Origin of the sequence: Pseudomonas fuscovaginae SE-1 (genome assembly GCF_000364705.1) — a bacterium.
GTDB lineage: Bacteria > Pseudomonadota > Gammaproteobacteria > Pseudomonadales > Pseudomonadaceae > Aquipseudomonas > Aquipseudomonas fuscovaginae_A.
The window spans coordinates 17,906-40,985 of record NZ_AQOH01000282.1; the positions used below are offsets into that span (position 1 = coordinate 17,906).

General features: G+C 63.1%; 27 protein-coding genes and 1 tRNA gene. 17 read left to right on the forward strand and 11 right to left on the reverse strand.

Annotation, left to right across the window (positions count from 1 at the left end):
• Positions 1-5 precede the first annotated feature (5 nt).
• Positions 6-488 carry a GreA/GreB family elongation factor gene (locus K675_RS0122290; protein ID WP_017905684.1) on the forward strand — a complete coding sequence of 161 codons (483 nt, stop codon included), beginning with the start codon at positions 6-8 and terminating at the stop codon, positions 486-488.
• Between the two features lie 8 nt (positions 489-496).
• Here K675_RS0122290 and K675_RS0122295 read toward each other — a convergent pair whose 3' ends face one another.
• Positions 497-751 carry a hypothetical protein gene (locus tag K675_RS0122295; protein WP_017905685.1) on the reverse strand — a complete coding sequence of 85 codons (255 nt, stop codon included), beginning with the start codon at positions 749-751 and terminating at the stop codon, positions 497-499.
• A gap of 166 nt (positions 752-917) precedes the next feature.
• Here K675_RS0122295 and K675_RS0122300 point away from each other — a divergent pair, with 166 nt between their 5' ends.
• Positions 918-1,238: a DUF883 family protein gene (locus tag K675_RS0122300; protein ID WP_017905686.1), complete on the forward strand. Its 321-nt coding sequence runs from the start codon at positions 918-920 to the stop codon at positions 1,236-1,238.
• A 31-nt stretch (positions 1,239-1,269) separates the two neighbouring features.
• Here K675_RS0122300 and K675_RS0122305 read toward each other — a convergent pair whose 3' ends face one another.
• A complete protein-coding gene (locus K675_RS0122305) occupies positions 1,270-2,292 on the reverse strand; it encodes an Ldh family oxidoreductase (protein WP_026145437.1) in 1,023 nt (340 codons plus the stop codon).
• A gap of 462 nt (positions 2,293-2,754) precedes the next feature.
• Here K675_RS0122305 and K675_RS0122310 point away from each other — a divergent pair, with 462 nt between their 5' ends.
• Entirely contained in the window at positions 2,755-4,269 is a 1,515-nt protein-coding gene (locus K675_RS0122310; protein ID WP_017905688.1) for an NCS1 family nucleobase:cation symporter-1, read from the forward strand.
• 39 nt (positions 4,270-4,308) lie between these two features.
• On the forward strand, positions 4,309-5,037 hold the full coding sequence (locus K675_RS0122315) for an aspartate/glutamate racemase family protein (RefSeq protein WP_017905689.1): 729 nt from the start codon (positions 4,309-4,311) through the stop codon (positions 5,035-5,037).
• Positions 5,038-5,109: 72 nt separating this feature from the next.
• Here the strand turns inward: K675_RS0122315 and K675_RS0122320 are convergent, their stop codons facing one another.
• Positions 5,110-6,042 carry a LysR family transcriptional regulator gene (locus K675_RS0122320; RefSeq protein ID WP_026145438.1) on the reverse strand — a complete coding sequence of 311 codons (933 nt, stop codon included), beginning with the start codon at positions 6,040-6,042 and terminating at the stop codon, positions 5,110-5,112.
• Positions 6,043-6,179: 137 nt separating this feature from the next.
• Between K675_RS0122320 and K675_RS0122325 the strand changes: the two genes are divergently transcribed.
• Positions 6,180-6,926, forward strand: coding sequence for a 3-oxoacyl-ACP reductase family protein (locus K675_RS0122325; RefSeq protein WP_017905691.1), 747 nt, complete (start codon positions 6,180-6,182; stop codon positions 6,924-6,926).
• Here the strand turns inward: K675_RS0122325 and K675_RS0122330 are convergent.
• On the reverse strand, positions 6,916-7,827 hold the full coding sequence (locus K675_RS0122330) for a LysR substrate-binding domain-containing protein (RefSeq protein WP_017905692.1): 912 nt from the start codon (positions 7,825-7,827) through the stop codon (positions 6,916-6,918). The two genes, K675_RS0122325 and K675_RS0122330, sit on opposite strands and share 11 nt — an antisense overlap.
• Positions 7,828-7,932: 105 nt before the next feature.
• Between K675_RS0122330 and K675_RS0122335 the strand changes: the two genes are divergently transcribed.
• Positions 7,933-9,126 carry an MFS transporter gene (locus K675_RS0122335; RefSeq protein ID WP_017905693.1) on the forward strand — a complete coding sequence of 398 codons (1,194 nt, stop codon included), beginning with the start codon at positions 7,933-7,935 and terminating at the stop codon, positions 9,124-9,126.
• Positions 9,127-9,190: 64 nt separating this feature from the next.
• Here the strand turns inward: K675_RS0122335 and K675_RS0122340 are convergent, their stop codons facing one another.
• Complete coding sequence (locus K675_RS0122340) at positions 9,191-9,895, reverse strand: HAD-IA family hydrolase (RefSeq protein WP_026145439.1); 705 nt, start codon at positions 9,893-9,895, stop codon at positions 9,191-9,193.
• Between the two features lie 245 nt (positions 9,896-10,140).
• On the opposite strand from K675_RS0122340, the gene K675_RS0122345 reads away from it, so the two are divergent.
• The 3 genes from K675_RS0122345 to K675_RS0122355 all read left to right on the forward strand — a co-directional run bounded on the left by K675_RS0122345 (position 10,141) and on the right by K675_RS0122355 (position 11,317).
• A complete protein-coding gene (locus K675_RS0122345) occupies positions 10,141-10,440 on the forward strand; it encodes a DUF6388 family protein (protein ID WP_017905695.1) in 300 nt (99 codons plus the stop codon).
• Between the two features lie 88 nt (positions 10,441-10,528).
• The gene (locus tag K675_RS0122350) at positions 10,529-10,870 is read left to right on the forward strand and encodes a hypothetical protein (protein ID WP_026145440.1); all 342 of its coding nucleotides are present in this window, start codon (positions 10,529-10,531) and stop codon (positions 10,868-10,870) included.
• Positions 10,871-10,936: 66 nt separating this feature from the next.
• On the forward strand, positions 10,937-11,317 hold the full coding sequence (locus tag K675_RS0122355; protein WP_017905697.1) for a Rho termination factor N-terminal domain-containing protein: 381 nt from the start codon (positions 10,937-10,939) through the stop codon (positions 11,315-11,317).
• A 102-nt stretch (positions 11,318-11,419) separates the two neighbouring features.
• Here K675_RS0122355 and K675_RS0122360 read toward each other — a convergent pair whose 3' ends face one another.
• On the reverse strand, positions 11,420-11,680 hold the full coding sequence (locus tag K675_RS0122360) for a DUF1652 domain-containing protein (protein ID WP_017905698.1): 261 nt from the start codon (positions 11,678-11,680) through the stop codon (positions 11,420-11,422).
• A 174-nt stretch (positions 11,681-11,854) separates the two neighbouring features.
• On the opposite strand from K675_RS0122360, the gene K675_RS0122365 reads away from it, so the two are divergent.
• Positions 11,855-12,115, forward strand: a complete 261-nt coding sequence (locus tag K675_RS0122365; protein WP_017905699.1) for a hypothetical protein — start codon at positions 11,855-11,857, stop codon at positions 12,113-12,115.
• Here the strand turns inward: K675_RS0122365 and K675_RS0122370 are convergent, their stop codons facing one another.
• A complete protein-coding gene (locus tag K675_RS0122370) occupies positions 12,116-12,634 on the reverse strand; it encodes a DUF4142 domain-containing protein (protein WP_026145441.1) in 519 nt (172 codons plus the stop codon).
• Positions 12,635-13,009: 375 nt separating this feature from the next.
• Here K675_RS0122370 and K675_RS0122375 point away from each other — a divergent pair, with 375 nt between their 5' ends.
• Both K675_RS0122375 and K675_RS0122380 read left to right on the forward strand, forming a co-directional pair.
• Entirely contained in the window at positions 13,010-13,222 is a 213-nt protein-coding gene (locus K675_RS0122375; RefSeq protein ID WP_017905701.1) for a hypothetical protein, read from the forward strand.
• 118 nt (positions 13,223-13,340) lie between these two features.
• Positions 13,341-13,835, forward strand: coding sequence for a DUF1543 domain-containing protein (locus K675_RS0122380; RefSeq protein ID WP_026145442.1), 495 nt, complete (start codon positions 13,341-13,343; stop codon positions 13,833-13,835).
• An 8-nt stretch (positions 13,836-13,843) separates the two neighbouring features.
• Here K675_RS0122380 and K675_RS0122385 read toward each other — a convergent pair whose 3' ends face one another.
• A complete protein-coding gene (locus K675_RS0122385; protein WP_026145443.1) occupies positions 13,844-14,761 on the reverse strand; it encodes a LysR substrate-binding domain-containing protein in 918 nt (305 codons plus the stop codon).
• A 118-nt stretch (positions 14,762-14,879) separates the two neighbouring features.
• Here K675_RS0122385 and K675_RS0122390 point away from each other — a divergent pair, with 118 nt between their 5' ends.
• Together K675_RS0122390 and K675_RS0122395 are read left to right on the forward strand one after the other, a co-directional pair.
• A complete protein-coding gene (locus tag K675_RS0122390) occupies positions 14,880-15,515 on the forward strand; it encodes a LysE family translocator (protein ID WP_017905704.1) in 636 nt (211 codons plus the stop codon).
• 104 nt (positions 15,516-15,619) lie between these two features.
• On the forward strand, positions 15,620-16,567 hold the full coding sequence (locus K675_RS0122395; RefSeq protein ID WP_017905705.1) for an alpha/beta fold hydrolase: 948 nt from the start codon (positions 15,620-15,622) through the stop codon (positions 16,565-16,567).
• A 261-nt stretch (positions 16,568-16,828) separates the two neighbouring features.
• Here K675_RS0122395 and K675_RS0122400 read toward each other — a convergent pair.
• Positions 16,829-16,918, reverse strand: a tRNA-Ser gene (locus K675_RS0122400).
• 319 nt (positions 16,919-17,237) lie between these two features.
• On the opposite strand from K675_RS0122400, the gene K675_RS0122405 reads away from it, so the two are divergent.
• The 3 genes from K675_RS0122405 (at position 17,238) to K675_RS0122415 (ending at position 20,042) form a co-directional block, all read left to right on the forward strand.
• Positions 17,238-17,927 carry a crotonase/enoyl-CoA hydratase family protein gene (locus K675_RS0122405; protein ID WP_017905706.1) on the forward strand — a complete coding sequence of 230 codons (690 nt, stop codon included), beginning with the start codon at positions 17,238-17,240 and terminating at the stop codon, positions 17,925-17,927.
• 198 nt (positions 17,928-18,125) lie between these two features.
• Positions 18,126-18,854 (forward strand): lysophospholipid acyltransferase family protein, encoded by a 729-nt coding sequence (locus K675_RS0122410; protein WP_017905707.1) that lies wholly within the window; start codon positions 18,126-18,128, stop codon positions 18,852-18,854.
• Positions 18,855-19,070: 216 nt separating this feature from the next.
• On the forward strand, positions 19,071-20,042 hold the full coding sequence (locus tag K675_RS0122415) for a magnesium and cobalt transport protein CorA (protein ID WP_017905708.1): 972 nt from the start codon (positions 19,071-19,073) through the stop codon (positions 20,040-20,042).
• Between the two features lie 59 nt (positions 20,043-20,101).
• Here the strand turns inward: K675_RS0122415 and K675_RS0122420 are convergent, their stop codons facing one another.
• Together K675_RS0122420 and K675_RS0122425 are read right to left on the reverse strand one after the other, a co-directional pair.
• The gene (locus tag K675_RS0122420; protein WP_017905709.1) at positions 20,102-20,830 is read right to left on the reverse strand and encodes an amidotransferase; all 729 of its coding nucleotides are present in this window, start codon (positions 20,828-20,830) and stop codon (positions 20,102-20,104) included.
• 106 nt (positions 20,831-20,936) lie between these two features.
• Positions 20,937-23,078: a 3-hydroxyacyl-CoA dehydrogenase NAD-binding domain-containing protein gene (locus tag K675_RS0122425; RefSeq protein WP_017905710.1), complete on the reverse strand. Its 2,142-nt coding sequence runs from the start codon at positions 23,076-23,078 to the stop codon at positions 20,937-20,939.
• Between the last annotated feature and the right edge of the window lie 2 nt (positions 23,079-23,080).

The following is a 23,080-nucleotide window of genomic DNA, read 5'->3' on the forward strand; positions in this document are numbered from 1 at the left end:
ATCAAATGGACAAACAGGCGATTCATCAGCGAATCATCGACACCCTGACGGTCGACCTCGATGTCCTGCAAAGGGCGGCGCAAACCGCCTACGAAGCCGCGACCCATGAAGAGAACGTCGCCGAGAACAAGTACGACACCCTCGGCCTGGAAGCCTCCTACCTGGCGACCGGGCAGGCACGGCGCACCGAGGAGATCCGCCAGGCGCTCAAGCGCTGCCAGGAACTGCCCCTGCGCGCCTATGACGAGCAGCTCGGCATTCAGGTGGGCGCCCTGCTGACCCTCGAAGCCGAGAACGGCAGCGAACAGTGGCTGTTCCTGGCCCCGGACGCCGCCGGTTTGAAGGTGGAATGGGAGGGGCGCCCGATCACCGTGATCAGCCCCCGCTCGCCACTGGGTCAGGCACTGCTGGGCAAATTCGACGGTGACGAAGTGCGGATCGCCGTGGCCGGCGTCCGGCAAAACTACTGGGTGACCCGCGTCAGCTGAGCTGGCCCTTACTTGGCCGCCGCCATCAGGCGGTTGACCTCGCTGCGCACCATGCTGGTGTACTCCGGCGGCGACAGGGTATCGAGCTCGGTACGTACCCACTCCGCCCACTTGCCCTTGCGCTTGGCACGCTCACCGAACAGCCGCGCGGCCTCACCCTTGGCCTTGCCCAGGTTGCTTTGCCAGAGTTCGAACAGGCGTGACTTCTCATCCTCGATGGCGGCCCGCTCGGCCAGGGACTTGTTAGCCAGATTGAAGCTCATTGGAAAATCCTGCGGTGCAAATAGAGCTGTATCTTACACTGTCGCTGGCAACATCCGACCGGGGATTTTCGCTCGCCCCACGTGTGACAGGAAAAATTTGCAACTTTCCCCGCTCCACCCGACTCCCATTCTTCAGAGCCTCATTCACTTGCAAAGGAATATCGCCATGGCCCGTAAATCCGCCATACAAGCCGCCGAAGATCAGATCAAGGACCAGGCCTTCAGCGAGTTGCAGGCGCTGATCCAGGAATCGGAAAAGCTGCTCAAGGACAGCGCGACACTGGTCGGCGAAGAGGGTGAAAGCCTGCGCGCCCAGGTCAGCCAGAAACTCAAGCAAGCCCTGGACTCGGTCACCCACGTGCGCGAAACCACCCGCCCGGTGGTCGAGGCGACCGAAACCTACATCGGCGGGCACCCCTGGCAGACCGTGGCGATCTCCGCCGGGTTCGGCCTGGTGGTCGGCCTGCTGCTGGGACGCCGCTCCTGAGCGGCCACGCCCTCCTCGCCGCCGAGCTGGCCTAGGCCAGCTCGCGCAACTGCCGCAACGTCTCCACCGACAGTTCTATCCCGTGCGCCAGCGAAGCGGCCCGCTGCCGGTGCCGCCGGTCACCCGGCAGGCGCTGCTGACCAACGCCGTGCATCTGGCTGACCAGGGTCTGGCTGCGCTCGGCGAAATCCCGTCCGGCCGAGCGGGCGGGGTCGATGACGATGATCAGTTGCCCGGTCCAGGGCGTCTTGGCGCCCGGATGCCGGGACCAATCGAACTCGAAGGAAAAATTCCCGCCGGTCAGGGCAGCCGCCAGCAGCTCGACCATCATCGACAACGCAGAACCCTTGTGCCCGCCGAACGGCAACAATGCCCCGCCGTCCAGGATCGCCTTGGGGTCACAGGTCGGCCGCCCGTCGCGGTCCACGCCCACACCGTCCGGCAACTGCTCGCCCTTGCGCGCGGCGATCTGTACGTCGCCATGGGCCATGGCGCTGGTGGCCAGGTCGAACACGATCGGGGCAGCACCGGCCCGGGGGGCGGCAAAGGCGATCGGATTGGTGCCGAACAGCGGCCGTTCGGCGCCATGGGGCACGACACAGGTCATCGAGTTGACCACGCTCAGCGCTACCAGACCTTCATCGGCGAACGGTTCGACATCCGGCCAGAGCGCGGCGAAGTGGTGGGAATTGCGAATGGCAAGCACCGCGATCCCGGCATGACGGACCTTTTCCAGCAGCAGCTCACGGGCCGCGGCCAGGGCCGGCTGGGCGAAACCGTTGGCGGCATCGACCCGCACGAAGCCCGGGGCGACATCCTCGACCACCGGCAGCGCATGACCATCGACCCAGCCGCTGGCCAGTGTCGAGACGTACCCCGGGATACGGAAGACGCCGTGGCTGTGGGCGCCGTCCCGCTCGGCGCTGGCGCAGTTGACGGCCAGCACCCGCGCCACCTCCGGGGACGTGCCATGCCGCTGGAAAACCTGCTGCAGGAGCACAACCAGATCAACGTAGGAAATGTGTTGGGTAGCCGTATCGCGTGGTGCAGACATCCGAGACTCCGATTCCGATCGATTTTATTGGAAGAACGAGAGAAAGCGGTACCAGGGCAGGCGTGGACACTATCGAACGGCCCGCGGGAAGCTGTCAAATGCCGAGCAGACAACTGTACACATGGCTGTAACCATAAGTGTCACATGAGTGTGCACACTTGATCGCCACGCACCATAAAGTGACAGGCCACTGCTTGATCGAAACGACAGCGCATCAGCCAAAACCTTCACGCATGACAAAATAGCTGTTCGATCGGTCAACTTATATTTCTTTTATTTCATATAGTTAGGTAAATAGCCGAATAAATCGAAATTAACAGGAAATTTTATAGATCGAAAACTGGCATAAAACTGGCTTAGCTCGACAGCGAATTTGTATACAACTTAATAAAAACCTACATACAAAAAGCTCACCGAGCGCTACCCCGCGGGGTCTCAGCCCGGAGCCAGGAGCCAGCCGGAATGCCTACCAGTCTCTCGTCACACGCCGCACTGGATCTTCCCGTCTCATCGCTCGACCCGAGCACCACGGCCCTCAGCCCGCGCCTGCACAACCCGGATCTGGCGCCGACCAAGGTGGAAGGCAGGCGCTGGGGTGGCTACAGCATCTTCGCCCTGTGGACCAACGATGTGCACAATATCGCCAACTACTCCTTCGCCATCGGCCTCTATGCGATGGGCCTGGGCGGCTGGCAGATCCTCCTGTCGCTGGGTATCGGCGCGGCACTGGTGTATTTCTTCATGAACCTTTCCGGCTTCATGGGCCAGAAGACCGGCGTGCCCTTCCCGGTGATCAGCCGGATCAGCTTCGGCATCCATGGTGCGCAATTACCGGCACTGATCCGTGCGGTGATCGCGATCGCCTGGTTCGGAATCCAGACCTATCTGGCTTCCGTGGTCTTCCGGGTGCTGCTGACCGCCATTCACCCGGACTTCGCCGATTATGACCACAACTCGATTCTCGGCCTGTCGACGCTCGGCTGGGTCTGCTTCGTGATCATCTGGCTCGTGCAACTGGTAATCCTCGCCTACGGCATGGAGACGGTCCGTCGCTACGAGGGCTTTGCCGGGCCGGTGATCCTGTTCACCGTGGCCGCTCTGGCCGCCTGGATGTACACCCGGGCCGGCGCGACCATCGCCTGGTCGATCCGCGAGCCGCTGAGCGGCGGCGAGATGTGGCGCAACATCTTTGCCGGCGCGGCCCTGTGGCTGTCGATCTACGGCACGCTGATCCTCAACTTCTGCGATTTCGCCCGTTCCTCGCCCAGCCGTCGGACCATTCTGGTCGGCAACTTCTGGGGGCTGCCGGTGAACATCCTGATGTTCGCCAGCATTACCGTACTGCTGTGCGGCGCCCAGTTCCAGATCAACGGCCAGGTGATCCAGAGCCCGACCGATATCATCGCCTCGATTCCCAACCCCTTCTTCCTGGTGCTCGGCTGCCTGGCATTCCTGATCGTCACCGTGGCGGTGAACATCATGGCCAATTTCGTCGCCCCGGCGTTCGTCCTCAGCAACCTGGCCCCACGCCTGCTGACCTTCCGCCGTGCCGGGCTGATCAGCGCCGCGATCGCCGTGCTGATTCTGCCGTGGAACCTCTACAACAGCCCGCTGGTGATCGTTTACTTCCTGTCCGGACTGGGCGCCCTGCTGGGACCGTTGTACGGCGTGATCATGGTCGACTACTGGCTGCTGCGAAAAGGCCGTGTCGACGTACCGGCGCTGTACAGCGAGGATCCGGCCGGCCCCTACTACTACAGCCACGGCATCAACCCGCGGGCGGTGGCGGCGTTCATTCCGGCCGCGCTGATCGCCATCGTGCTGGCCCTGGTCCCGGGGTTCGACAGTGTCTCGCCGTTCTCCTGGATGTTCGGTGCCGGTATCGCCGGGCTGCTCTATCTGCTCATCGCCAGGCGCGACGCCCATTACACCGACGTCAGCGGCGCATCCATCGCCGTCGACAACCCCAGCCATTGAGCACCGGGCCATGCCGGCCCGCCGAACAAGGATTGCCCCATGCGGATTCTGATCGTCAACGTCAACACCACCGCCTCGATCACCGAGGCCATCGCCCGCCAGGCCCAGGCCGTCGCCGCGCCGGGCACCGAAATCGTCGGCCTGACGCCGTACTTCGGTGCCGACTCGGTGGAGGGCAATTTCGAAAGCTACCTGGCGGCCATCGCCGTGATGGATCGGGTGCTGGCCTACGGCCAGCCCTATGACGCGGTGATCCAGGCCGGCTACGGCGAACACGGTCGCGAAGGCCTGCAGGAATTGCTCGATGTACCGGTGGTGGACATCACCGAAGCCGGCGCCAGCACCGCGATGTTTCTCGGCCATGCCTATTCGGTGGTCACCACTCTCGACCGCACCGTACCGCTGATCGAGGACCGACTGAAGCTGGCCGGGCTCTATCAGCGCTGTGCCTCGGTACGCGCCAGTGGCCTGGCGGTGCTGGAGCTCGAGGAGGATCCGCAACGGGCGGTGAATGCCATCGTCCAGCAGGCCGAACAGGCCGTGCGGGACGACAAGGCCGAGGTGATCTGCCTTGGCTGCGGTGGCATGGCCGGCCTGGATGAGCAGATCCGCCAGCGTACGGGCGTTCCCGTGGTGGATGGTGTGACCGCTGCGGTGACCATCGCCGAATCGCTGGTACGCCTGGGGCTGTCGACCTCCAAGGTGCGCACCTACGCCAAGCCGCGGCCGAAGCAGATCATCGGCTGGCCGGAACATCTGCGTCGTTGACAGGTTAGCCAACCAGGGGGATGGCTTGCCCGCGAACCTTGCCTGAAACCTCAGCAGTGGGACTGGATGTGTTCAGGATGATCGGCGCGCATCGAACTGCACAGCCAACCGCTGCTCGGCAAACCGCTCGATGATGAAATCGACGAAGGCCCGGGTCTTGCCCGGCAGCAGCTTGTGTTCAGCGTAATAGATCGAGAGCTGGCCATCGTCCACGTACCAGTCGGGCAATACCCGTTGCAAGGTCCCGGCCCGCAGCCAGGGCACGGCGAACGGCATGCTCACCAGGGCCACGCCCAGGCCCTGGGCCGCGACCGCGCAGGCCGCCTCCGAATCGCTCATGGTCATGCACGGGGTCAGGCTCAGCGGCTGCTGGTCGCCGGCCGGGCCGGTCAGTTGCCAGGAACGCACGCGACCGGTCTGCGGTGAACGGATCAGGATGCCCGTGCAACGGCGCAGATCATCCGGCACCTGGACCGGCACCTGCCGCTCCAGGTAATCCGCGCTGGCCACCAGCACCCGATGAGCCACCGTCAGCCTGCGCGCCACCACCCCCTGGGGCAGTTCGAAACCACCGCCGATCGCCGCATCGAACCCCTGGCCGATCAGGTCCACCTGGCGGTTATCGAAATGCCAGTCCGGACGGATCTCCGGGAAGCGCCGCAGGAACTCCCCGAGCAGCGGCACGATATACAGGCGTCCGAACACCGTTCCCATGCTGACCTTGAGCGTTCCCGCCGGACGCCCCTTGGCGCTGGCGAGGTTGGCCACGGCATTCTGGATGCTGTGCAGGCTGGTACCGACTTCGGCCAGGAACAACTGCCCGGCCTCGGTCAAGGTCAGGCGCCGGGTGCTACGCTGGAACAGCCGCACACCCAGGCGGGCCTCGAGCTTGGCAACGCTCTTGCCCACCGCCGCCGGCGTCAGGCCCAGACGTCGCGCCGCCTCGGCAAAGCTGCCGACCTCGGCGCTACGGACAAAACATTCGATGCTGCCGAGGCTCTCCACGATAACGACCATAAACTTTTGGTTTATACAGATTGTAGCAATTACCCTCTACACGGTCACCAATTCACGGTCGATACTGGCTCCCAACAACAAGGCCCTCTCCCTTTCCCCAACGGCCTTGAACTTTGGAGGATGAAATGAACGAACATGATCTGAGCGGTAAAGTGGCCCTGGTCCAGGGCGGTTCCCGCGGCATCGGCGCAGCCATCGTCAAGCGCCTGGCCGCACAAGGCGCCGCAGTGGCCTTCACCTATGTGAGTTCCGCCAGCAAGGCCGAGGCGTTGCGCGACAGCGTCATCGCCGATGGCGGCAAGGCCCTGGCGATCAAGGCCGACAGCGCCAGTGCCGACGAGATCCGCCAGGCGGTCAGCGACACCGTGGAAGCCTTCGGCCGGCTGGATATCCTGGTCAACAATGCCGGCGTATTGGCCATGGGGCCGCTGGAAACGTTCAGCCTGGAGGATTTCGACCGGACCCTGGCGATCAACGTCCGCAGCGTGTTCATCGCCACCCAGGAAGCCGCACGGCACATGGGAGCCGGTGGTCGGATCATCAACATCGGCAGCACCAACGCCGAGCGCATGCCGTTTGCCGGCGGCGCCACCTACGCCATGAGCAAGTCGGCACTGGTCGGGCTGACCAAGGGCCTGGCCCGCGATCTCGGGCCGCAGGGCATCACCGTCAACAACGTGCAGCCCGGACCGGTGGACACCGACATGAACCCGGCAAACAGCGAGTTCGCCGACAGCCTGTTATCGCTGATGGCCAGCGGTCGTTATGGCCACGTCGATGAAATCGCCAGCTTCGTCGCCTACCTGGCCGGACCGGAGGCTGGCTACATCACCGGTGCCAGCCTGACCATCGACGGTGGCTTCAGCGCGTGACCTGAGCAGGGCTGCCAGGGTTTTCCCGGCAGCCCAGTGCCTGTTCCAGCAACACCAGGAAGGCCGCGGCGGCCGGCGTCGGTCGATGGGACCACACGGCATACAGGTGCCGTGACGGCGCGTCGTACACCGGTACGGTCACCACGCCGCTCAAACCCTCGGCAATCTTGCTCGGCACCAGCCCCAGCGCCAGGCCGCGCCGGACGAACTCCCCCACCAGCATCACATTGCCCGCCTCGAACTGTACCCGGTGGCGCAACCCGGCCGCGGCAAAGGCCTCGTCGGTCTGTCGGCGCCCGGCAGTGCCGGCCTGGAAGTCCACCAGCGGCTGATCCTCCAGCTTCGCCAACGGCAGGCGCTCGCAGCTCGCCAGTGGATGGTCGGGCGGCACCACCGCGACCAACTCCTCCTCGGCCAGCAGGCGCATCGCCAGACCCTCGATCTTCTCCCCCGGCCACAGCCCGACAAAGGCCAGGTCCAACCGCCGTTCGCGGACATCCGCCATGAGCAGTTCGCTCTTGCTCATGTTCAGGTGAATATCCACCTGTGGATAAAGCCCATGGAATCGCGCCAGCAGTTCCACCAGATCGACCTCGGTCAACGACGAAATCTTGCCGATGGACAGGCTGCCGCGCACCTCGCCCGAAACCGCCGCCACCTCGGCGACGATCCGTCGGGTCGCCTCCAGTGCCGGCCGGGCACTGCGCACGAAGGCTTCGCCCGCGGCGGTCAGCCTTACCCTGCGCGAACCGCGCTCGAACAACGGCGTGCCCAGGTGTTCTTCCAACCGGGCAATCTGATGACTGAGCGCCGACTGGACGATATGGCAACGCTCCGCCGCCCGGGTAAAACTGCCCTCGTCGGCCACCGCCAGGGCGTACTCGATCTGTTTCAGGTTCACCGCATTTATCTCGTTTACAGATGGATGAAATGAAAACAATGCATTGGCGTCATGCTAAGACATTCCGAATACTCTTCACACCTAGATCCCACAACGAGACAGGCAATGTCCGACACAATCAACAAACCCTTGAATACTGCCCTGATTCTACTGATGGCCACCGCCACCGGCCTGGCGGTGGCCAGCAACTATTACGCCCAGCCGCTGCTGCACACTATCGCCCAGCAACTGAGCCTGAGCATGGCCACCGCCGGGACCATCGTCATCACCGCCCAGTTGAGCTACGGCGCCGGCCTGTTGCTGCTGGTGCCGCTGGGCGACCTGTTCGAGCAGCGCCGGCTGATCGTGGTCATGACCCTGATCAGCGCCATCGGCCTGCTGATCAGCGCTTTCGCCGCGAGCCTGCCCTGGTTGCTGCTGGGTACCGCGCTGACGGGGCTGTTCTCGGTGGTGGCCCAGGTGCTGGTGCCGATGGCCGCCAGCCTGACGCCACCGGAACAACGCGGACGGGTGGTCGGCACACTGATGAGCGGCCTGCTGCTGGGCATACTGCTGGCGCGCACGGCAGCTGGAGCACTGTCATCGTTCGGCGACTGGCGGGCCATCTATCTGCTGGCCGCCGTGCTGATGTTCGTCTGCGCCTTTGCCTTGTCCCGGGCCTTGCCACACCACCGGCAGAATGCCGGACTGAGCTATCCGGCCCTGCTCGGTTCGGTGTTCCGGCTGTTCGTCGAGGAGCCGGTGCTGCGCTTGCGGGCGGTCCTGGGCCTCTTGAGCTTCTGCCTGTTCGCGCTGTTCTGGACGCCGCTGGCGTTCCTGCTGGCGAACCCGCCGTACGGCTATTCGGATGGCGTGATCGGCCTGTTCGGCCTGGCCGGCGCTGTCGGCGCCATGGCCGCCAACCTCGGCGGGCGCATGGCTGACCGGGGCAAGGGCGAGCTCGCCACCACCCTCGGCCTGCTGGCGCTGCTGCTGTCCTGGCTGCCGCTGGGTTTCGCCGGGCATTCGCTGGCCGCGTTGCTGGTCGGCGTACTGGTCCTCGACTTCGCCGTGCAACTGGTGCACGTGAGCAATCAGAACGCGGTGTTCAAGGTCCGCCCGGCAGCCCGCAACCGCCTGAACGCGGGCTACATCACCTGCTACTTCATCGGCGGTGCGCTGGGCTCGCTGCTGGGGGCGCAGTTGTGGGGGCCCTATGGCTGGAACGGGATCGTCGTGGTCGGCGGACTGATTTCCGCGCTGGCACTGGGGATCTGGACGCTGGTGCAGCGGCGGATCGAGGCGCCGGTGTCGGCCTGATCAGCGCCACATGCAGGGGATCTGTTCACGGATGAATCCGCGAACAGATCACACCAGTTCTACATCAGTAGTGCCTGGCCCAATCGATCGCCGGCAAGCCCATCGGCTCCAGGGCGAAGTGCTTGAGCGAAGTCACCACCCGGTCCGCATGATGGTACTTCTCCAAGGCCATCGCCGGATCGGGCACCGCCACCGCGTACATCCCGGCCGCCTTTGCCGCGGTCACCCCGAACGGCGAATCCTCGAACACCAGGCAATCCTCGGCCGCCACGCCAAGACGGCTGGCCGCCAGCAGGAAGATGTCCGGCGCCGGCTTGGCCTGGCCCACCTGCGGGTCATCGGCCGTAACGATGGTGTCGAACAGCGCAAACCACTCGCGATGCCGGGTGGTCTTGAGTTCGAACGAGCCCCGCGACGAACTGGTCCCCACCGCAATCGGAACGCTGTGTGCCGACAGATGCCGCACCAGCGCTTCGGCACCGGCCATCGAGCCAGCCAGGGGAAAGCGTTCGCGCATCAGCGGCTCGCGCACCGCGAGAAACTCCTCGGGGCTGATCGGCAGGTCCATGGCCTCCACCACATAACGCGCCAGGTCACCCGCGCCGCGGCCGATGATGTTCTGCTTGTGGCTCCAGTCGAATTGGCGACCATAACGACCGACGATGATCTGCGTGACCTCCGAGTAGATGCCCTCGGTATCGAGCAGCAAACCATCCATGTCGAAAATCACGGCCTTTATCGGGCCAGGGGAAGCAAAATCAGCAGTCATCGCATCCGATCCGTATACAGGAAATTGAACTCAGGCGGCTCAGGTGCGGCCAGGAAAGTACAAGCCTCGCAGAGCCGGAAGATTGTTTCCATCGTTGAATGACAGGGTGATGTCCATTCGCGAAAAACAGCCGTCACTGCGCCTCGCGTCCTGCGCCAGATTTGAGCGGTCATTTTCCCCATGGCGCACTATCATGTCCGCAGTTTTCCAGGCCCGTGGCCATCGCATCGCACAGAGACGCCAGCATGATCCCCAAAGAATCCCGCCGCGAGGTCGCCCTCGCCAAATTCCTCGACGCCAACCCGCACCTGCGCGAGGAGACCCAGGGCCTGAGCCCGACCGAGCAGCAACAGCAATTTCAGTGGGCCTTCGACGACGAAGCCGAAAGCCAGGGCATCGAACCCTGGGAACTGACGCTGCAACTGATCGCCGAAAGCCCGCAGGAGCTGCAGGCCATGCGCCTGGAAGTGCACCGTGAAGTGGCCGAGGCACTGGGCATGGACTGGGACGAGTACTGCTCGTTCAATGATATTGGCGAAGACTGAGCCTGCGCCATTCGTCGACTCACCGGCACCAACGCCCGCCACGCAAGGCCCAATATCAGGTAAGGACTCTCGAACAAGGAGACTGACCATGATTTCATCAAGACTTGCGACGCTGGTGTTGACCGGTCTGTTGTCATCGGTATCCCTGGCGATTTTCGCCGCCCCCTCCAGCACCGGGCCGACTAACCCGGTGCAGGAACCCAAACCGCCGCAGTTGCCCGGAGACATCAATCCCGACAATGGCAGCGTGATCAAGAATGGCGCCTTGCCGCCCGGTACCGGCATCGACCCGCGCAACCAGGGCAACGACACCGGCCGCCAGGGCGGCATGAACACCGATGGCAACGGCCCCATCGGTGACGGTACCACGCCGGGCTCCGGCAACAAGGGCTTGGGCACGGGCGGAACCGGCGGTTCCGGCACGCCATAGTTCAGCCGAGGGCGCCGTCGCGCTCCGTCGGCGTCCTGGCGACCACTCACGCCAAGGAGTCAGAAAATGCCACGAACCAGCAAAGCCAAATACACCGCCGCGCAAAAGCGCCAGGCGGCTCGTATCGAATCCAGTTATGAAGAAAGGGGGCTGCCCCAGGCGGAGGCCGAAGCCCGTGCCTGGGCCACCGTCAACAAGCAGTCGGGCGGTGGCGAACGGGCCGGCGGTTCCGGCCGCCACAAGTCCGAAACCGCCAAGGCCAAGGCCCGCTCGGACTCCGCGAAACGCGCGGCGGCCACTCGCCAGGGCCATCCACGCGACAGCCAGGCTTCGCTGCAGACCCAGAGCAAGGCCAGTCTGCTGCAGGAAGCCCGCGCGCGGCACATCGTCGGGCGCCACAGGATGCGCAAGCAGGAACTGATCGAGGCTTTGCGCAAGGCGGCCTGATCTCGAAGAAAACGATGGCTGGCGCCTAGTGTCCTGCGTGGCTGACTCGAATGCCCACCCCTTGGAGCAAGAATCGGGTGAGCGAATCCGCCACACCGGTCACTAGCCGGTCACCCGCGAAATACCGGCCGCAGACGCCTGGTTGCTGTGCAACTCCGCGCGCAACTCGGCGACCAGATTGGCGATGGCCCTGGCGCTGGTCAGGGTATTGCTGGAAATCCCCGTCACCAGCAGGTCAACCCTACCGGTCGGCTCGTCGAAGACCCTCACCGTCAGCGATGAGTCGGGAGCCACTGTGCACTGGCAGCGCAGGGGCAGGAAGCCGAGTTCGATGATGTTGCGCAGTTCAAGAATGGAAATCACGTCTGTACATCCTTTTAAAGTGATAAGGCACACGGGCAATCATTGCCCGTTTGTGAGCCTAGCAGGCCCAGGCCGCCAGATTTGGCGTAACATGAACTTACATTCTTGTAACACGAGGCAATGTGAGATTCTATTCTTTTGAATGCCATCCCCACCGGATATGGAGCCATTGGAATGGACACACTGAGCAAGTCGGAAATCGAGACCGAACTGGCCTCCCGTTTGCCCAGCTACGAAGTCGAATGCACGTTGCATTCCGACGGTACCCTGTCGGTGATCCTCAGCGGCCCGAGTGCCGATCACTTCGCCGTGACCGGCATCGTCCGTGCCGACTACCGGGGGCGCGAATCCCTGGCCCGGCTGGCCAGGGAGATCCTCGAGGAAATGGTCCTGTCGCGCCAGGGCAGCAAGACCAGTCGATTGCAGCGACTGTGATCAGTCGCCCTGGTGATGGCTCATCTCCAGCTTCCTGGCCATGTCCAGGTGCATGCGCAGTTTGGGCAGGATCTGCTCGGCGAAGGTCTTCAGTTCGGGCGACTGCGACTGGTGGGCCTCTTCCTCGTACAGTTTGATGGCCTGCTCATGGGTCCTGATCTGGTTGGCCACGTACGCGACGTCGAATGACTCCCCTTCCTGCACCTGCAGAATCAGTTTGCTGGCCCGGTCCATGATCTGCGTATCGGAGGCCATCGGCAGGTTGTGCCTGCTGGCGATCGCCTTGAGGTCACGATTGGCGTCGGTGTGATCCTTGATCATTTCCACGGCGTAGCTGTTGATATCCGTGGCGGAAGTCTTCTGAATCGCCAGGCGGCTGGTTTCGATCTCGGCGATACTGGCCGTCGAAGCGCTGTCGATAAACTCGGCCGGGGTCCGCGCCTGGACCTGGGTGGTCAGGCTCACGCCAAGGATCAGGCTGAAAAACATCGGGCGTAGTCGTGGGGCCTTTCGGCTCATGGCTGTCCTCCTGCTGAAAAAACGTGCTCTCCCGGGTTGGGAATGCACCAGGCGACAAAGGTTTAGAAAAAACTGCACGGCAGCGACGAACGGTGGACAAAAAAAAACCCGCGGGAGGGCGGGCAAGGGAAGCTTTTGAACGAGCGATCACACTATATACGCGGTACGAAATCGTCACAGTGAAAGAATTTTCATCTTCCCGATGGCTTGCCCCAGGTCATTGCAACCCCTTCCAGAACAACACCGACAGGCACCGGCAAAGGCGGCGAAGCATCATTCACCGCCACTGCGATTCGACACAATTGCACAATTTTTCATGGAGGTTTCCCCGAAGTTATCGCCTATAAAAGCCGGGTAGCCACTGGAAACACCGCCATGAGACCCTCCAATTTTCTGCTGACCTATCCCGCCTCCCCACGCCATTTCGCCCTGTTGGACCGGAACGGCCTCTGTCTGGCTTTCAAGAGTTGCCGAAACCGCCCGCAGAATGGCAACTGGGTCGAGGTCAAGGAGGTGTGCCTGGCCTGGCTGCATCATCCGCTCCCCGCCAGCGCCCTTCAGCACCCGCCCCGTCGCGAGGAGTGCTGAGCCGCCCGGCTCCGTGTGCCGCCCTTGCGGCAAGCCTCTGCCCGATCGATTGCGACATAATGCACGGCATGCTGGAACCCTGGCGCGCCCCGTGCCGATCTCTCAAGAAGGAGCAGAAATGTTGTGGGTAGTGATGCTCGGTGGAAAACATCCCCGGGCAAAGATAGAAGTGCACGATGTCGCCTTCGTCCGTGCCGACAGCCTGGAGGCGAGCTATCCACGGTTGCGCCAGGACTGGTTCGGCAGCCAGACGGGCCTGCATATCGATGCCTGGATGCGGGTCGATGGCGTCGATCGCTGGAAGGTCGGCTTCAGCGACCTGGCCCCGGCACCCGGCTCGCCACGGCTGTTCTTCATCAACCTTGGCGGCTACGAAACCGGGATCTATGGCGAAGCCCACCGGTATCTGCTGGTGGTGGCCGAAGACATGGAACGAGCCAAGGCCAAAGGCAGACGGCAGATGCTCCGCGAGTGGGAGAAGCCCCACATCGACGCCCTGGTCGACATCGATGACTGCCTGCCCATCGACCAGGTGGGCGGACGCTATGTCGAGCTGCTGGAAGCTCCTCACCGGGGCATCGTGCAGCGCAACGACTACATCGTTCTGCCCTGAGCCGCACGTCAGAGGAATTCGATCTGCGGCAGTTCCAGTTGCGGCAACTCACCATTGAGAAAATCGCGGAAGGCCAGGATACGCTCCTTGCGCAGGCTGCCCTTGAGCCAGACCAGGTAGTAGCTGTCGCCGGTACCGACGGCGGTCTTGAACGGCAAGGCCAGCAGCCCGTCGCGCACGTCCTCCAGCACCAGGCCGAGGTCGGCGACCGATACACCGTGACCGCGCATCGCCGCGGATATGCCCTGATCGAGGGTACCGAACACCTTGCCACGGTCGAGCCGGACCCGCTCATCAAGGTCGAGGCGACGCAACCAGCGTCGCCAGTCCCGGCGATCCGCCGACGGGTGGATCAGTTCGTGGTGCTCCAGGGTCTCCAGGCTCCACTGCGCGGAACCCAGCGCCTTGCTCGAGCAGATGGGGATCAGCCACTCGTCAAACAGCTTGCAGCATTCGGTGTGCGCGCCGAAATGCCCATCGCCGAGCAGGATCGCGCAGTCGTAGGGCTCGGCGTAGAAATCCACGCTGTCGATGTCCATCCACACACTGGACAATTGCACCGGGAGCTCGGGATCGACCGCCTTGAGCTTCTCCAGCACCTGCAACAGCCAGCGCATGGTCAGGCTTGACGGTGCCTTCAGACGCAGGTGACCGGCATTGGTCCTGAACGGCAGACAGGCATCCTCGATCAGCTTGAAGCCGGCCTTGAGCTCCTGGGCCAGGCCTTGTCCGGCGTCGGTCAGTTGCAGTTTCGGCCCCTTCCTCTCGAACAGATGACAGCCGAACAACTCTTCCAGATTGCGGATATGCCGGCTGATGGCGCTCTGGGTCAGCGACAGTTCCTCGGCCGCCCGCGTGAACGAGCAGGAGCGCGCCGCCACTTCGAAGGCACGCAGGGCATAGAGCGGGGGGATACGTTCGGCCATGAATACACCCAGCATGATTAATAATCATAGTTGGTCACAGATTTATCCATTTTTCAAACCGCCCGCGTCGCCTCAGGCTTGGCGTCCACGAATTCCCGTACAAGGCGACATCCCAGCCATGAACTTCTCGCTACTGATGCTCTACGTGCTCAGCGTTGCCCTGCTGATCGTCACCCCAGGCCCGGTGGTCGCCCTGGCGATCAACACCAGCCTGAAGGCTGGTACCGGCCGCGCCATGCTCACGGTTCTCGGCACCAATGGCGCCTCGCTGATGCTCGCCTTGCTGGCGGTAATGATCCTGGCCGGCAGCCTGTCGCTCAACGAGCACCTGTTGAACCTGGTGAGCTTCATTGGCTGCCTGTTCATCGGCCATCTGGGCCTTCAGGGTCTCAAGGATGCCTTGCGCATGCCGGTCGACGAATCCGTGCAACAACCGCTGCCCAGTTCCCGAAGTGGTTTCGTCAAAGGTTTCCTGGTGGGCATCTCCAACCCCAAGGACATCATCTTTTTCGTGTCCTTCTTCCCTCAGTTCATCCAGATCACGCCTTCGTTCGGCCACAGCGCGCTGCTGCTGACCGTGCTCTGGGCTCTGGTCGACTTCACCATCCTGGGTCTGTACATCTACCTGGCCAACCGGATGTTCTCCGCCCGGCACAAGGCCAAGGTGACATTCGCCTCCAGCCTGATGCTGCTGCTGGTGGCGATCTTCGGCGCCGGCTACGCCGCCCGGTCGATGCTGATGGCACTGCATTGAAAGGCATAAAGGCGTATTTCAATCATCATTCGGTCAGTGAATGATGATTAGCGCCGTCCTGCGTTTCTGCTAGGGTCGCTGCATCCGATCAGGGAACCCACGGGATGCACGCACTCGAACAACAGAGCTTGTCCGTCAATGGCATCACCCTGAGCGTGCATGTGTCGGGTCCGCTGAGGGGGCGGCCGGTCTGGCTGCTGCACGGTTTCCCGGAGTGCTGGCATTCCTGGCGCAAGCAGGTGCCGGCGCTGGTCCAGGCCGGTTATCGGGTCTTCGTCCCGGAAATGCGCGGCTATGGCCGCAGCAGCGCACCACAGGGCAGCGCGTCCTACGCATTATTGACCCTTTGCGGGGACATCCAGGCGGCCATGCAAGCCTTCGGTCACGAGCAGGTTGCCATGATCGGCCACGACTGGGGTGCACCCGTGGCCTGGCACCTGGCGCTGCTTGAGCCACAGCGGGTACGGGCACTGGTGACGTTGTCGGTGCCCTTCGCCGGCCGTCCCAGGCGCCCGGCCATCGAGAGCATGCGCGAGTTCTTCGCCGATCGCTTCAACTACATTCTCTACTTTCAGCAGCCGGGGGTGGCCGAACAGGAACTGGACGAGGATATCGACCGGACCTTGCGGGCCTTCATGGGCGATCCCGAAGTGTTCCTGCAAAACAAGCCGGCCGACGCCAGGCTGTTTGATGGCGTGAGCATTCCCTCGGCGCTGCCGCGCTGGTGCACGGAGGAAGACTTCGAACCCTATCGCCAGGCCTTCGCCGGAAAAGGCTTCCGCGGTGCCCTGAACTGGTACCGCAACTTCGAGCGCAACTGGCAGGACACCGAATGCCTGGCAGGAGCCCAGGTGCTGCAGCCGACCCTGTTCCTGATCGGCGACCGCGACCCGGTGGGCGCGCTGGAAGCGCATACGATCAAGCGCATGCCCAACGTGGTGCCACATTTGGAACAACAGGTGCTGGAGGATTGCGGGCACTGGATCCAGAACGAAAAGCCCGAGGAGGTGAACGCGGCGTTGCTGGATTTTCTTGGGAGGAACCACATCTAGAGAACACGGACTGCCGCAACGATCAGTGTGATGCCATCACTGCCGATTTCGCGGCAGGCGCCCCGATCAAAAGCCGCCGTGCCCCGAGCAAATTGTTTGTCGGTATTACGACTTGGAAAGGTTTACCTGAGCAGATAGGGAAAAGCCGAGGGAACTGTCAGTGATCAGGTGAACCACGGATTCACCCGCCCCACTTTCCAGCCTCGAAAACACAAAACCCCTGGCTTTCTCAGAAATCCAGGGGTTCTGCTACATCGAATGTGGCGGTGAAGGAGAGATTCGAACTCTCGATACAGTTTCCTGTATACACACTTTCCAGGCGTGCTCCTTAAGCCACTCGGACACTTCACCGTATCTCGTCAAACCGATTCAGTCTGTCGAGGCGCGCTAATGTAGTCGAAAGCGTTCCCGATGGCAAAGGTTTTTTTCAGAATTTTCATGCGGTTAAGTCAGATAGTCGATTTTTCGTCATGGGCGCTCCCGTCGATCAGGGCAAACCCGCCAATCTCCGGCCCGGCTTGCCGCCTTCGACCCGGCTGGAGCAGAGGCCTGGTGCCCGCCTGAGCCCCCCTCTCGGCAGTAAAGGCTGACTCACCAGTCAGTCACGGCGCTTTACCTGTCTCGTGCGGCTGAGTAACGTCTGCTGCACTTCTTTATAAGGAATTACGTCATGAGTGAACTGATCTACTACCACCTCGACGACGGTATCGCGACACTGACCTTGAACAATGGCAAGGTCAACGCCATTTCCCCGGACGTGATTGCCGCCTTCAACACGGCCCTGGATCAAGCCTCCGCCGACCGTGCCGTGGTGATCATCACCGGCCAGCCCGGCATTCTCTCCGGCGGCTACGACCTGAAAGTGATGACCGCCGGCCCCAAGGAGGCCGTCAGCCTGGTGACCGCCGGCTCCACCCTCGCCCGCCGCCTGCTGTCCCATCCGTACCCGGTGATCGTCGCCTGCCCCGGCCATGCGGTTGCCAAGGGCGCCTTCCTGCTGCTGTCGGCCGACTACCGCATCGGCGTCGACGGCCCCTTCAGCATCGGCCTGAACGAAGTGCAGATCGGCATGACCATGCACCACGCCGGTATCGAACTGGCGCGTGACCGCCTGCGACGCTCGGCCTTTCACCGTTCGGTGATCAATGGCGAGATGTTCTCGCCGAAAGATGCGGTGGACGCCGGTTTCCTCGACAAGCTGGTCGCCCCGGAAGGCCTTCGGGAGGCCGCGCTGAGCGCCGCCCGGCAGTTGCAGAAGATCAACATGAGCGCGCACAAGAAAACCAAGCTGAAAGTACGCAAGGAACTGCTGGAAACCCTGGACAACGCGATCATCCTCGACCAGGAACACCTGAACTGATCCGGACGACACACTGCGCCATGCAGCCCGGCTTCGTGCCGGGCTTTTCCTTGCCCATCCGGGCCCTCTCGCCAGGATTTTCCGGCCCCCTCCGGCCCGATGGGGAAGCCGCGCCAAAGCGTCCGCGCCCGCCTGTCGATTGCCGAATCCAGTGTACAACCGTACACTGCCTGACCTTTTGCCAGGGAAGCTCGCCAGATGCTGTTCGTATTGCGCATGTCATTGATGGGGCTGCATTTCATGCTGGCCGGGCTGCTCGGCCTGCTGCTCGTACTCTGCCGCCCCTTCAACCCGGACAACAGCCGGCTGTGTGCCCGCTTCTATGCCCGCCCGGCCATGGGCATCCTCGGCCTGAAACTCAGGACCGACATCGAATCCCTGCGGGGCCAATCACAAAGCTGCGTGATCATCGCCAACCACCAGTCCAACCACGATCTGTTCGTGTTCGGCAATGTGGTGCCCCGGCGCACGGTCGCCATCGGTAAGAAGAGCCTCAAGTGGCTGCCGTTCTTCGGCCAGATATTCTGGCTGGCGGGCAATGTGCTGATCGACCGCGGCAACGCCTACAAGGCGCGGCGGGCAATACGTACCACCACCGATACCCTGCAGCACAGGGACACGTCGATCTGGGTATTTCCCGAGGGCACCCGCAACCGGGGCCAGGAACTGCTGCCGTTCAAGAAGGGCGCGTTCCAGATGGCGATCGCCGCCGGTGTACCGATCGTGCCGGTGTGCGCCAGCAGTTACGTCCGGCACATGCGCCTGAACCGCTGGAACAGCGGCCAGGTGGTGATTCGCTCGCTACCGGCGATTGCCACTGCCGGACTGACCTCGGAAGACGTGCCAAGGCTGATGGCGCAATGCCGGGAGCAGATGCGCGAGTGCATCGAGGCGCTGGACCGGCAGGTGCAGTCCGAGCCTGCCTGAGTGGGGTCGGTACAGGGATGTATCCTGGGGCCGGCGCCCCGGTTTATCCGCAATGACGGTGGTGCCCCCAACGTCTTCGCGGATCACCCAGGCTGCCACGCGGATGAACCGTATCGACCACAAGCCTAGTGCAAGACATCGCGATTTCCTGGAGACAGCCCAGGCAGGCTAAGCTGCAACCTGTCTTTCCCCCTTCAAGAAGAAGCGATCAGCATTATGGGTAGAGTCGTTGCGGCGGCGGTCTACAGCGCCGGCAAGAAAGTCACCAACATCACCCTTGACGAAGGCGCCGCCTGGGCGGCAAAGCCGGGGCATTTCGTCTGGATCGGCCTGGAAGAGCCCAATGCCCAGGAACTGGCCAACCTGCAGAAACAGTTCAACCTGCACGAACTGGCCATCGAGGATGCCCTGGAGAAACACAGCCGGCCGAAGCTGGAAACCTTCGGCGACGCCCTGTTCATCGTCACCTATTCACCGATCCGCAATGAAGGCAGGCTGGAGTTCATCGAGACCCACATCTTTGCCGGCAAGGGCTACATCATCACCTGCCGCAATGGCCACTCGAAGTCCTACTCCCATGTGCGGCAGCGCTGCGAAGCCCGTCCGTTGCTGCTGGAACACGGCGAGGACTTCGTGCTCTATGCCCTGCTGGACTTCGTCACCGAGAGCTACCAGCCGGTCAGCGAAGCCATTCATGCCGAAATCGACGAGCTGGAAAAGAACATACTCTGCAGCACGCTGAACGAAGGCGACATCCAGCGCATCCACCATCTGCGGCGCGACGTGCTGCGCCTACGCCGCCATGTGGCGCCGATGGTGGAGATCAGCGAGGAGGTCTCGCGCCTGGCGTTCCCGTTCATCGACAAGAACATGCGCCCGTATTTTCGCGATGTGCAGATCCACGTGACCCGGCAGATGGAAGACCTGGCAACGTTGCGCGATATCGCCAGCCAGACCATCGAGATCGGCGCACTGCTGGAGTCGACCCGGCAGAGCATCGTGCAGCGCAAGTTCGCCGCCTGGGCGGCGATCCTGGCGTTTCCCACCGCTGTGGCGGGGATCTACGGGATGAACTTCCAGAACATGCCGGAGTTGAGCTGGCACTACGGCTACTTCGCCGTGCTGGGGGCGATTGCGCTGGGCTGTTCGGCGTTGTGGGCCAGTTTCAAGCGCTCAGGCTGGTTGTGAAGTCAAACGCTTCGCGGCCAAGCCCGCTCGTGGCCTGCAACTGACCGTGGGAACGGCAATCAGGCGGACCCGGCCTGGGGCTTGTGGGCAACGAAGCGCATCATCCATTCCGCCACCGTGGTGCCATGGTGCTCCTGGTCCAGGCTGGCGACGCCCCTGGAATAGATGGCTTCGCCGAGGTTCTCCTGACGGATGTCCAGCAGTGCCCGCGAGTAGTCATGGATGAACTCCGGGTGTCCCTGGAAGCACAGCACCTGGTCGTTGATGTGATACGCCGCGTACGGGCAGAAATCGCTGCTGGCGATGACCGTGGCGTTTTCCGGCAATTGGGTGACCTGGTCCTGATGGCTGATCAGCAGCGTCAACTCCTCCCGCACCGGGCTCATCCAGGGAGCCTTGGCCGCCAGCTTGTATTGATGGATGCCAACCCCCCAGCCCTGGTGGGCACGTTCGGTCCTGCCGCCCAGCAGCAACGCCAGCAACTGGTGGCCGAAGCAGATGCCCAGCAGCTTGTCGCCACGCTCGTAGCGCTTGAGCAGATAGGTCTTGAGCGTCTGGATCCAGGGGTCGCTGCCGAAGGAGTCGGCCTTGCTGCCCGTTACCAGGTAGGCGTCGAATGTCAGGTCGTCACTCGGATAATGGCCCTGCATCACGTTGTAGATACTGAACTCGGCAGCGATCGGCTGGCGGGAAAACAGGCGTTCGAACATCTTCCCATAACCCTGATACTGCTCGACCAGCTCTGGACGCAGGACATCGGTTTCCAGAATGCAGATGTGTAACGACATAAAAGTACCTGACGCGAAAGACCAAAGAGTGAGGTCTGAGCCTGCCCTGAAACACGTAGTCAAGGCAAGCACGGAACACGCTCTCGCCAGGCGTTGTTCAGCCCGTTCAGAAGCGCTCGCCCCTGGCGGCCCGGTCCAGCAACAGCGCCGGTGGCGCGAAACGTTCGCCGTATTGTTCGCTCAGGTAGCGGGCACGGGCAACGAAGTCCGCCAGGCCGTACTGGTTGATGAATTGCAGGGCACCACCGCTCCAGGCAGCAAAGCCGATACCGAAGATCGAGCCGACGTTGGCATCGGCCGTCGACTGCAGCACCCCCTCTTCCAGGCAGCGCACGGTTTCCAGGGCCTGCACGAAGAGCAGGCGGTCACGCACATCCTGGGACGAAATCCGCCGCTCGGGGTTCTCGAAATACCGCTTCAGCTCCGGCCACAACTGTTTCTGGCCTCCCGCCGGGTAATCGTAGAACCCGCCGCCACCGGCCTTGCCGGGGCGCTTGTACTCCAACAGCAGATCGATCACCGCAAACGCCGGATGAGCGGGCGGCGCCTTGCCTTCGGCCAGCAGGTCGCGGGCGGTCTGCTGACGGATGTGGCTCATCAGGCTCAACGAGACCTCGTCGGAAACCGCCAACGGCCCCACCGGCATGCCGGCCTTGCGCGCCTCGGTCTCGATCATCGCCGCTGGAATGCCTTCGCCGAGCATGGCAATGCCTTCGTTGGCAAAGGTGCCGAACACCCGCGAAGTGAAAAAGCCGCGGCGGTCATTGACCACGATCGGCGTCTTGCGGATCTGCAGGACGAAATCGAAGCCACGGGCCAGGGTTTCGTCGCTGGTGCGTGCACCGCGGATGATTTCCACCAGCGGCATCCTTTCCACCGGGCTGAAGAAATGCAGGCCGATGAACCGGTCCTGGCGCGGCACTGCCGTGGCGAGGCCGGTGATGGGCAAGGTCGAGGTGTTGGACGCGATCACCGCTTCGTCGCCCACCACCCGCTGTGCGGCGGCCGACACCCCGGCCTTGAGCTCACGGTCCTCGAACACCGCCTCGATGATCAGGTCGCAGCCGGCCAGGTCAGCATCCGTCCCGGTTGGCCGGATGCGCGCCAGGATCGCCTCGCGTTGTTCGCCGGTCATGCGGCCACGGGCGACCTTCCTGTCCAGCAACGCCGCCGAGCGGGCCTTGCCCTGCTCGGCAACGGCCAGACTGACGTCCTTGAGCACCACCTCGATCCCGGCCACGGCGCTGACGTGGGCAATACCCGCCCCCATCATCCCCGCCCCGAGCACGCCGACCTTGCGGGTGACATTAGGGGCAAATCCCTTGGGCCGGGAACCGCCGGCATTGATCTCGTTCAACTGGAACCAGAAGGTCCCGATCATGTTCTTCGCCACCTGGCCGGTGGCGAGCTCGGTGAAATAGCGGGTCTCGATCAGGTGCGCGGTATCGAAATCGACCTGGGCCCCTTCCACCGCCGCACAGAGGATTTTCTCCGGAGCCGGGAAACAACCATGGGTCTTGCTGCGCAACATCGACGGAGCGATGGCGAGCATCTGCGCGACCTTGGGATCGGACGGGGTTCCCCCCGGCAGTCGATAGCCCGGCAGGTCCCAGGGCTGGCGGGCCACCGGGTGTTCGAGGATCCAGGCGCGGGCCTTGCTCAGCATGTCGTCGACATCGCTCGCCAGCTCGCCGACCAGGCCGGCCTGAAGCGCCTGCCGAGCCGACATCTTCTTGCCTTCGAGCAGGTACGGCAGGGCTTTCTCCAGGCCCAGCAGCCGGACCATGCGCACCACCCCGCCACCGCCCGGCAGCAGGCCCAGGGTCACTTCCGGCAAGCCCAGTTGCACAGTCTGGTCGTCCAGGGCGATCCGGTGCTGGCAGGCCAGGCAGATTTCCCAGCCACCGCCCAGCGCGGCCCCATTTATAGCCGCTACCACCGGCCGCTCCAGGGTCTCCAGGGCCCGCAACTGGGCCTTCAGTTCGAGTACGCCATCCTGGAAGGCCCGTGCATCCGCCGGCGTGACTCTGATCAGTTCGTTGAGATCACCACCGGCGAAGAAGGTCGGCTTGGCCGAGGTGATGATCACCCCGGCCAACTCCTCGCGTTCGGCGGCCAGGCGCGCCACACAGCCGGCCATGGCCTCGCGGTAGGCGGCATTCAGGGTGTTGGCCGTCTGGCCGGGCATGTCCAGGGTCAGGACGACGATCCGGTCGGCACCCTTTTCGTAGCGAATGGCATCAGTCATGG

Excerpts from the sequence above, each read along its gene's own strand:
- K675_RS0122290 (WP_017905684.1), top strand. The coding sequence starts at position 6 with ATGGACAAACAGGCGATTCATCAGCGAATCATCGACACCCTGACGGTC.
- K675_RS0122295 (WP_017905685.1), bottom strand. The coding sequence starts at position 751 with ATGAGCTTCAATCTGGCTAACAAGTCCCTGGCCGAGCGGGCCGCCATC.
- K675_RS0122300 (WP_017905686.1), top strand. The coding sequence starts at position 918 with ATGGCCCGTAAATCCGCCATACAAGCCGCCGAAGATCAGATCAAGGAC.
- K675_RS0122305 (WP_026145437.1), bottom strand. The coding sequence starts at position 2,292 with ATGTCTGCACCACGCGATACGGCTACCCAACACATTTCCTACGTTGAT.
- K675_RS0122310 (WP_017905688.1), top strand. The coding sequence starts at position 2,755 with ATGCCTACCAGTCTCTCGTCACACGCCGCACTGGATCTTCCCGTCTCA.
- K675_RS0122315 (WP_017905689.1), top strand. The coding sequence starts at position 4,309 with ATGCGGATTCTGATCGTCAACGTCAACACCACCGCCTCGATCACCGAG.
- K675_RS0122325 (WP_017905691.1), top strand. The coding sequence starts at position 6,180 with ATGAACGAACATGATCTGAGCGGTAAAGTGGCCCTGGTCCAGGGCGGT.
- K675_RS0122335 (WP_017905693.1), top strand. The coding sequence starts at position 7,933 with ATGTCCGACACAATCAACAAACCCTTGAATACTGCCCTGATTCTACTG.
- K675_RS0122340 (WP_026145439.1), bottom strand. The coding sequence starts at position 9,895 with ATGACTGCTGATTTTGCTTCCCCTGGCCCGATAAAGGCCGTGATTTTC.
- K675_RS0122345 (WP_017905695.1), top strand. The coding sequence starts at position 10,141 with ATGATCCCCAAAGAATCCCGCCGCGAGGTCGCCCTCGCCAAATTCCTC.
- K675_RS0122350 (WP_026145440.1), top strand. The coding sequence starts at position 10,529 with ATGATTTCATCAAGACTTGCGACGCTGGTGTTGACCGGTCTGTTGTCA.
- K675_RS0122355 (WP_017905697.1), top strand. The coding sequence starts at position 10,937 with ATGCCACGAACCAGCAAAGCCAAATACACCGCCGCGCAAAAGCGCCAG.
- K675_RS0122365 (WP_017905699.1), top strand. The coding sequence starts at position 11,855 with ATGGACACACTGAGCAAGTCGGAAATCGAGACCGAACTGGCCTCCCGT.
- K675_RS0122370 (WP_026145441.1), bottom strand. The coding sequence starts at position 12,634 with ATGAGCCGAAAGGCCCCACGACTACGCCCGATGTTTTTCAGCCTGATC.
- K675_RS0122375 (WP_017905701.1), top strand. The coding sequence starts at position 13,010 with ATGAGACCCTCCAATTTTCTGCTGACCTATCCCGCCTCCCCACGCCAT.
- K675_RS0122380 (WP_026145442.1), top strand. The coding sequence starts at position 13,341 with ATGTTGTGGGTAGTGATGCTCGGTGGAAAACATCCCCGGGCAAAGATA.
- K675_RS0122385 (WP_026145443.1), bottom strand. The coding sequence starts at position 14,761 with ATGGCCGAACGTATCCCCCCGCTCTATGCCCTGCGTGCCTTCGAAGTG.
- K675_RS0122390 (WP_017905704.1), top strand. The coding sequence starts at position 14,880 with ATGAACTTCTCGCTACTGATGCTCTACGTGCTCAGCGTTGCCCTGCTG.
- K675_RS0122395 (WP_017905705.1), top strand. The coding sequence starts at position 15,620 with ATGCACGCACTCGAACAACAGAGCTTGTCCGTCAATGGCATCACCCTG.
- K675_RS0122405 (WP_017905706.1), top strand. The coding sequence starts at position 17,238 with ATGAGTGAACTGATCTACTACCACCTCGACGACGGTATCGCGACACTG.
- K675_RS0122410 (WP_017905707.1), top strand. The coding sequence starts at position 18,126 with ATGCTGTTCGTATTGCGCATGTCATTGATGGGGCTGCATTTCATGCTG.
- K675_RS0122415 (WP_017905708.1), top strand. The coding sequence starts at position 19,071 with ATGGGTAGAGTCGTTGCGGCGGCGGTCTACAGCGCCGGCAAGAAAGTC.
- K675_RS0122420 (WP_017905709.1), bottom strand. The coding sequence starts at position 20,830 with ATGTCGTTACACATCTGCATTCTGGAAACCGATGTCCTGCGTCCAGAG.
- K675_RS0122425 (WP_017905710.1), bottom strand. The coding sequence starts at position 23,078 with ATGACTGATGCCATTCGCTACGAAAAGGGTGCCGACCGGATCGTCGTC.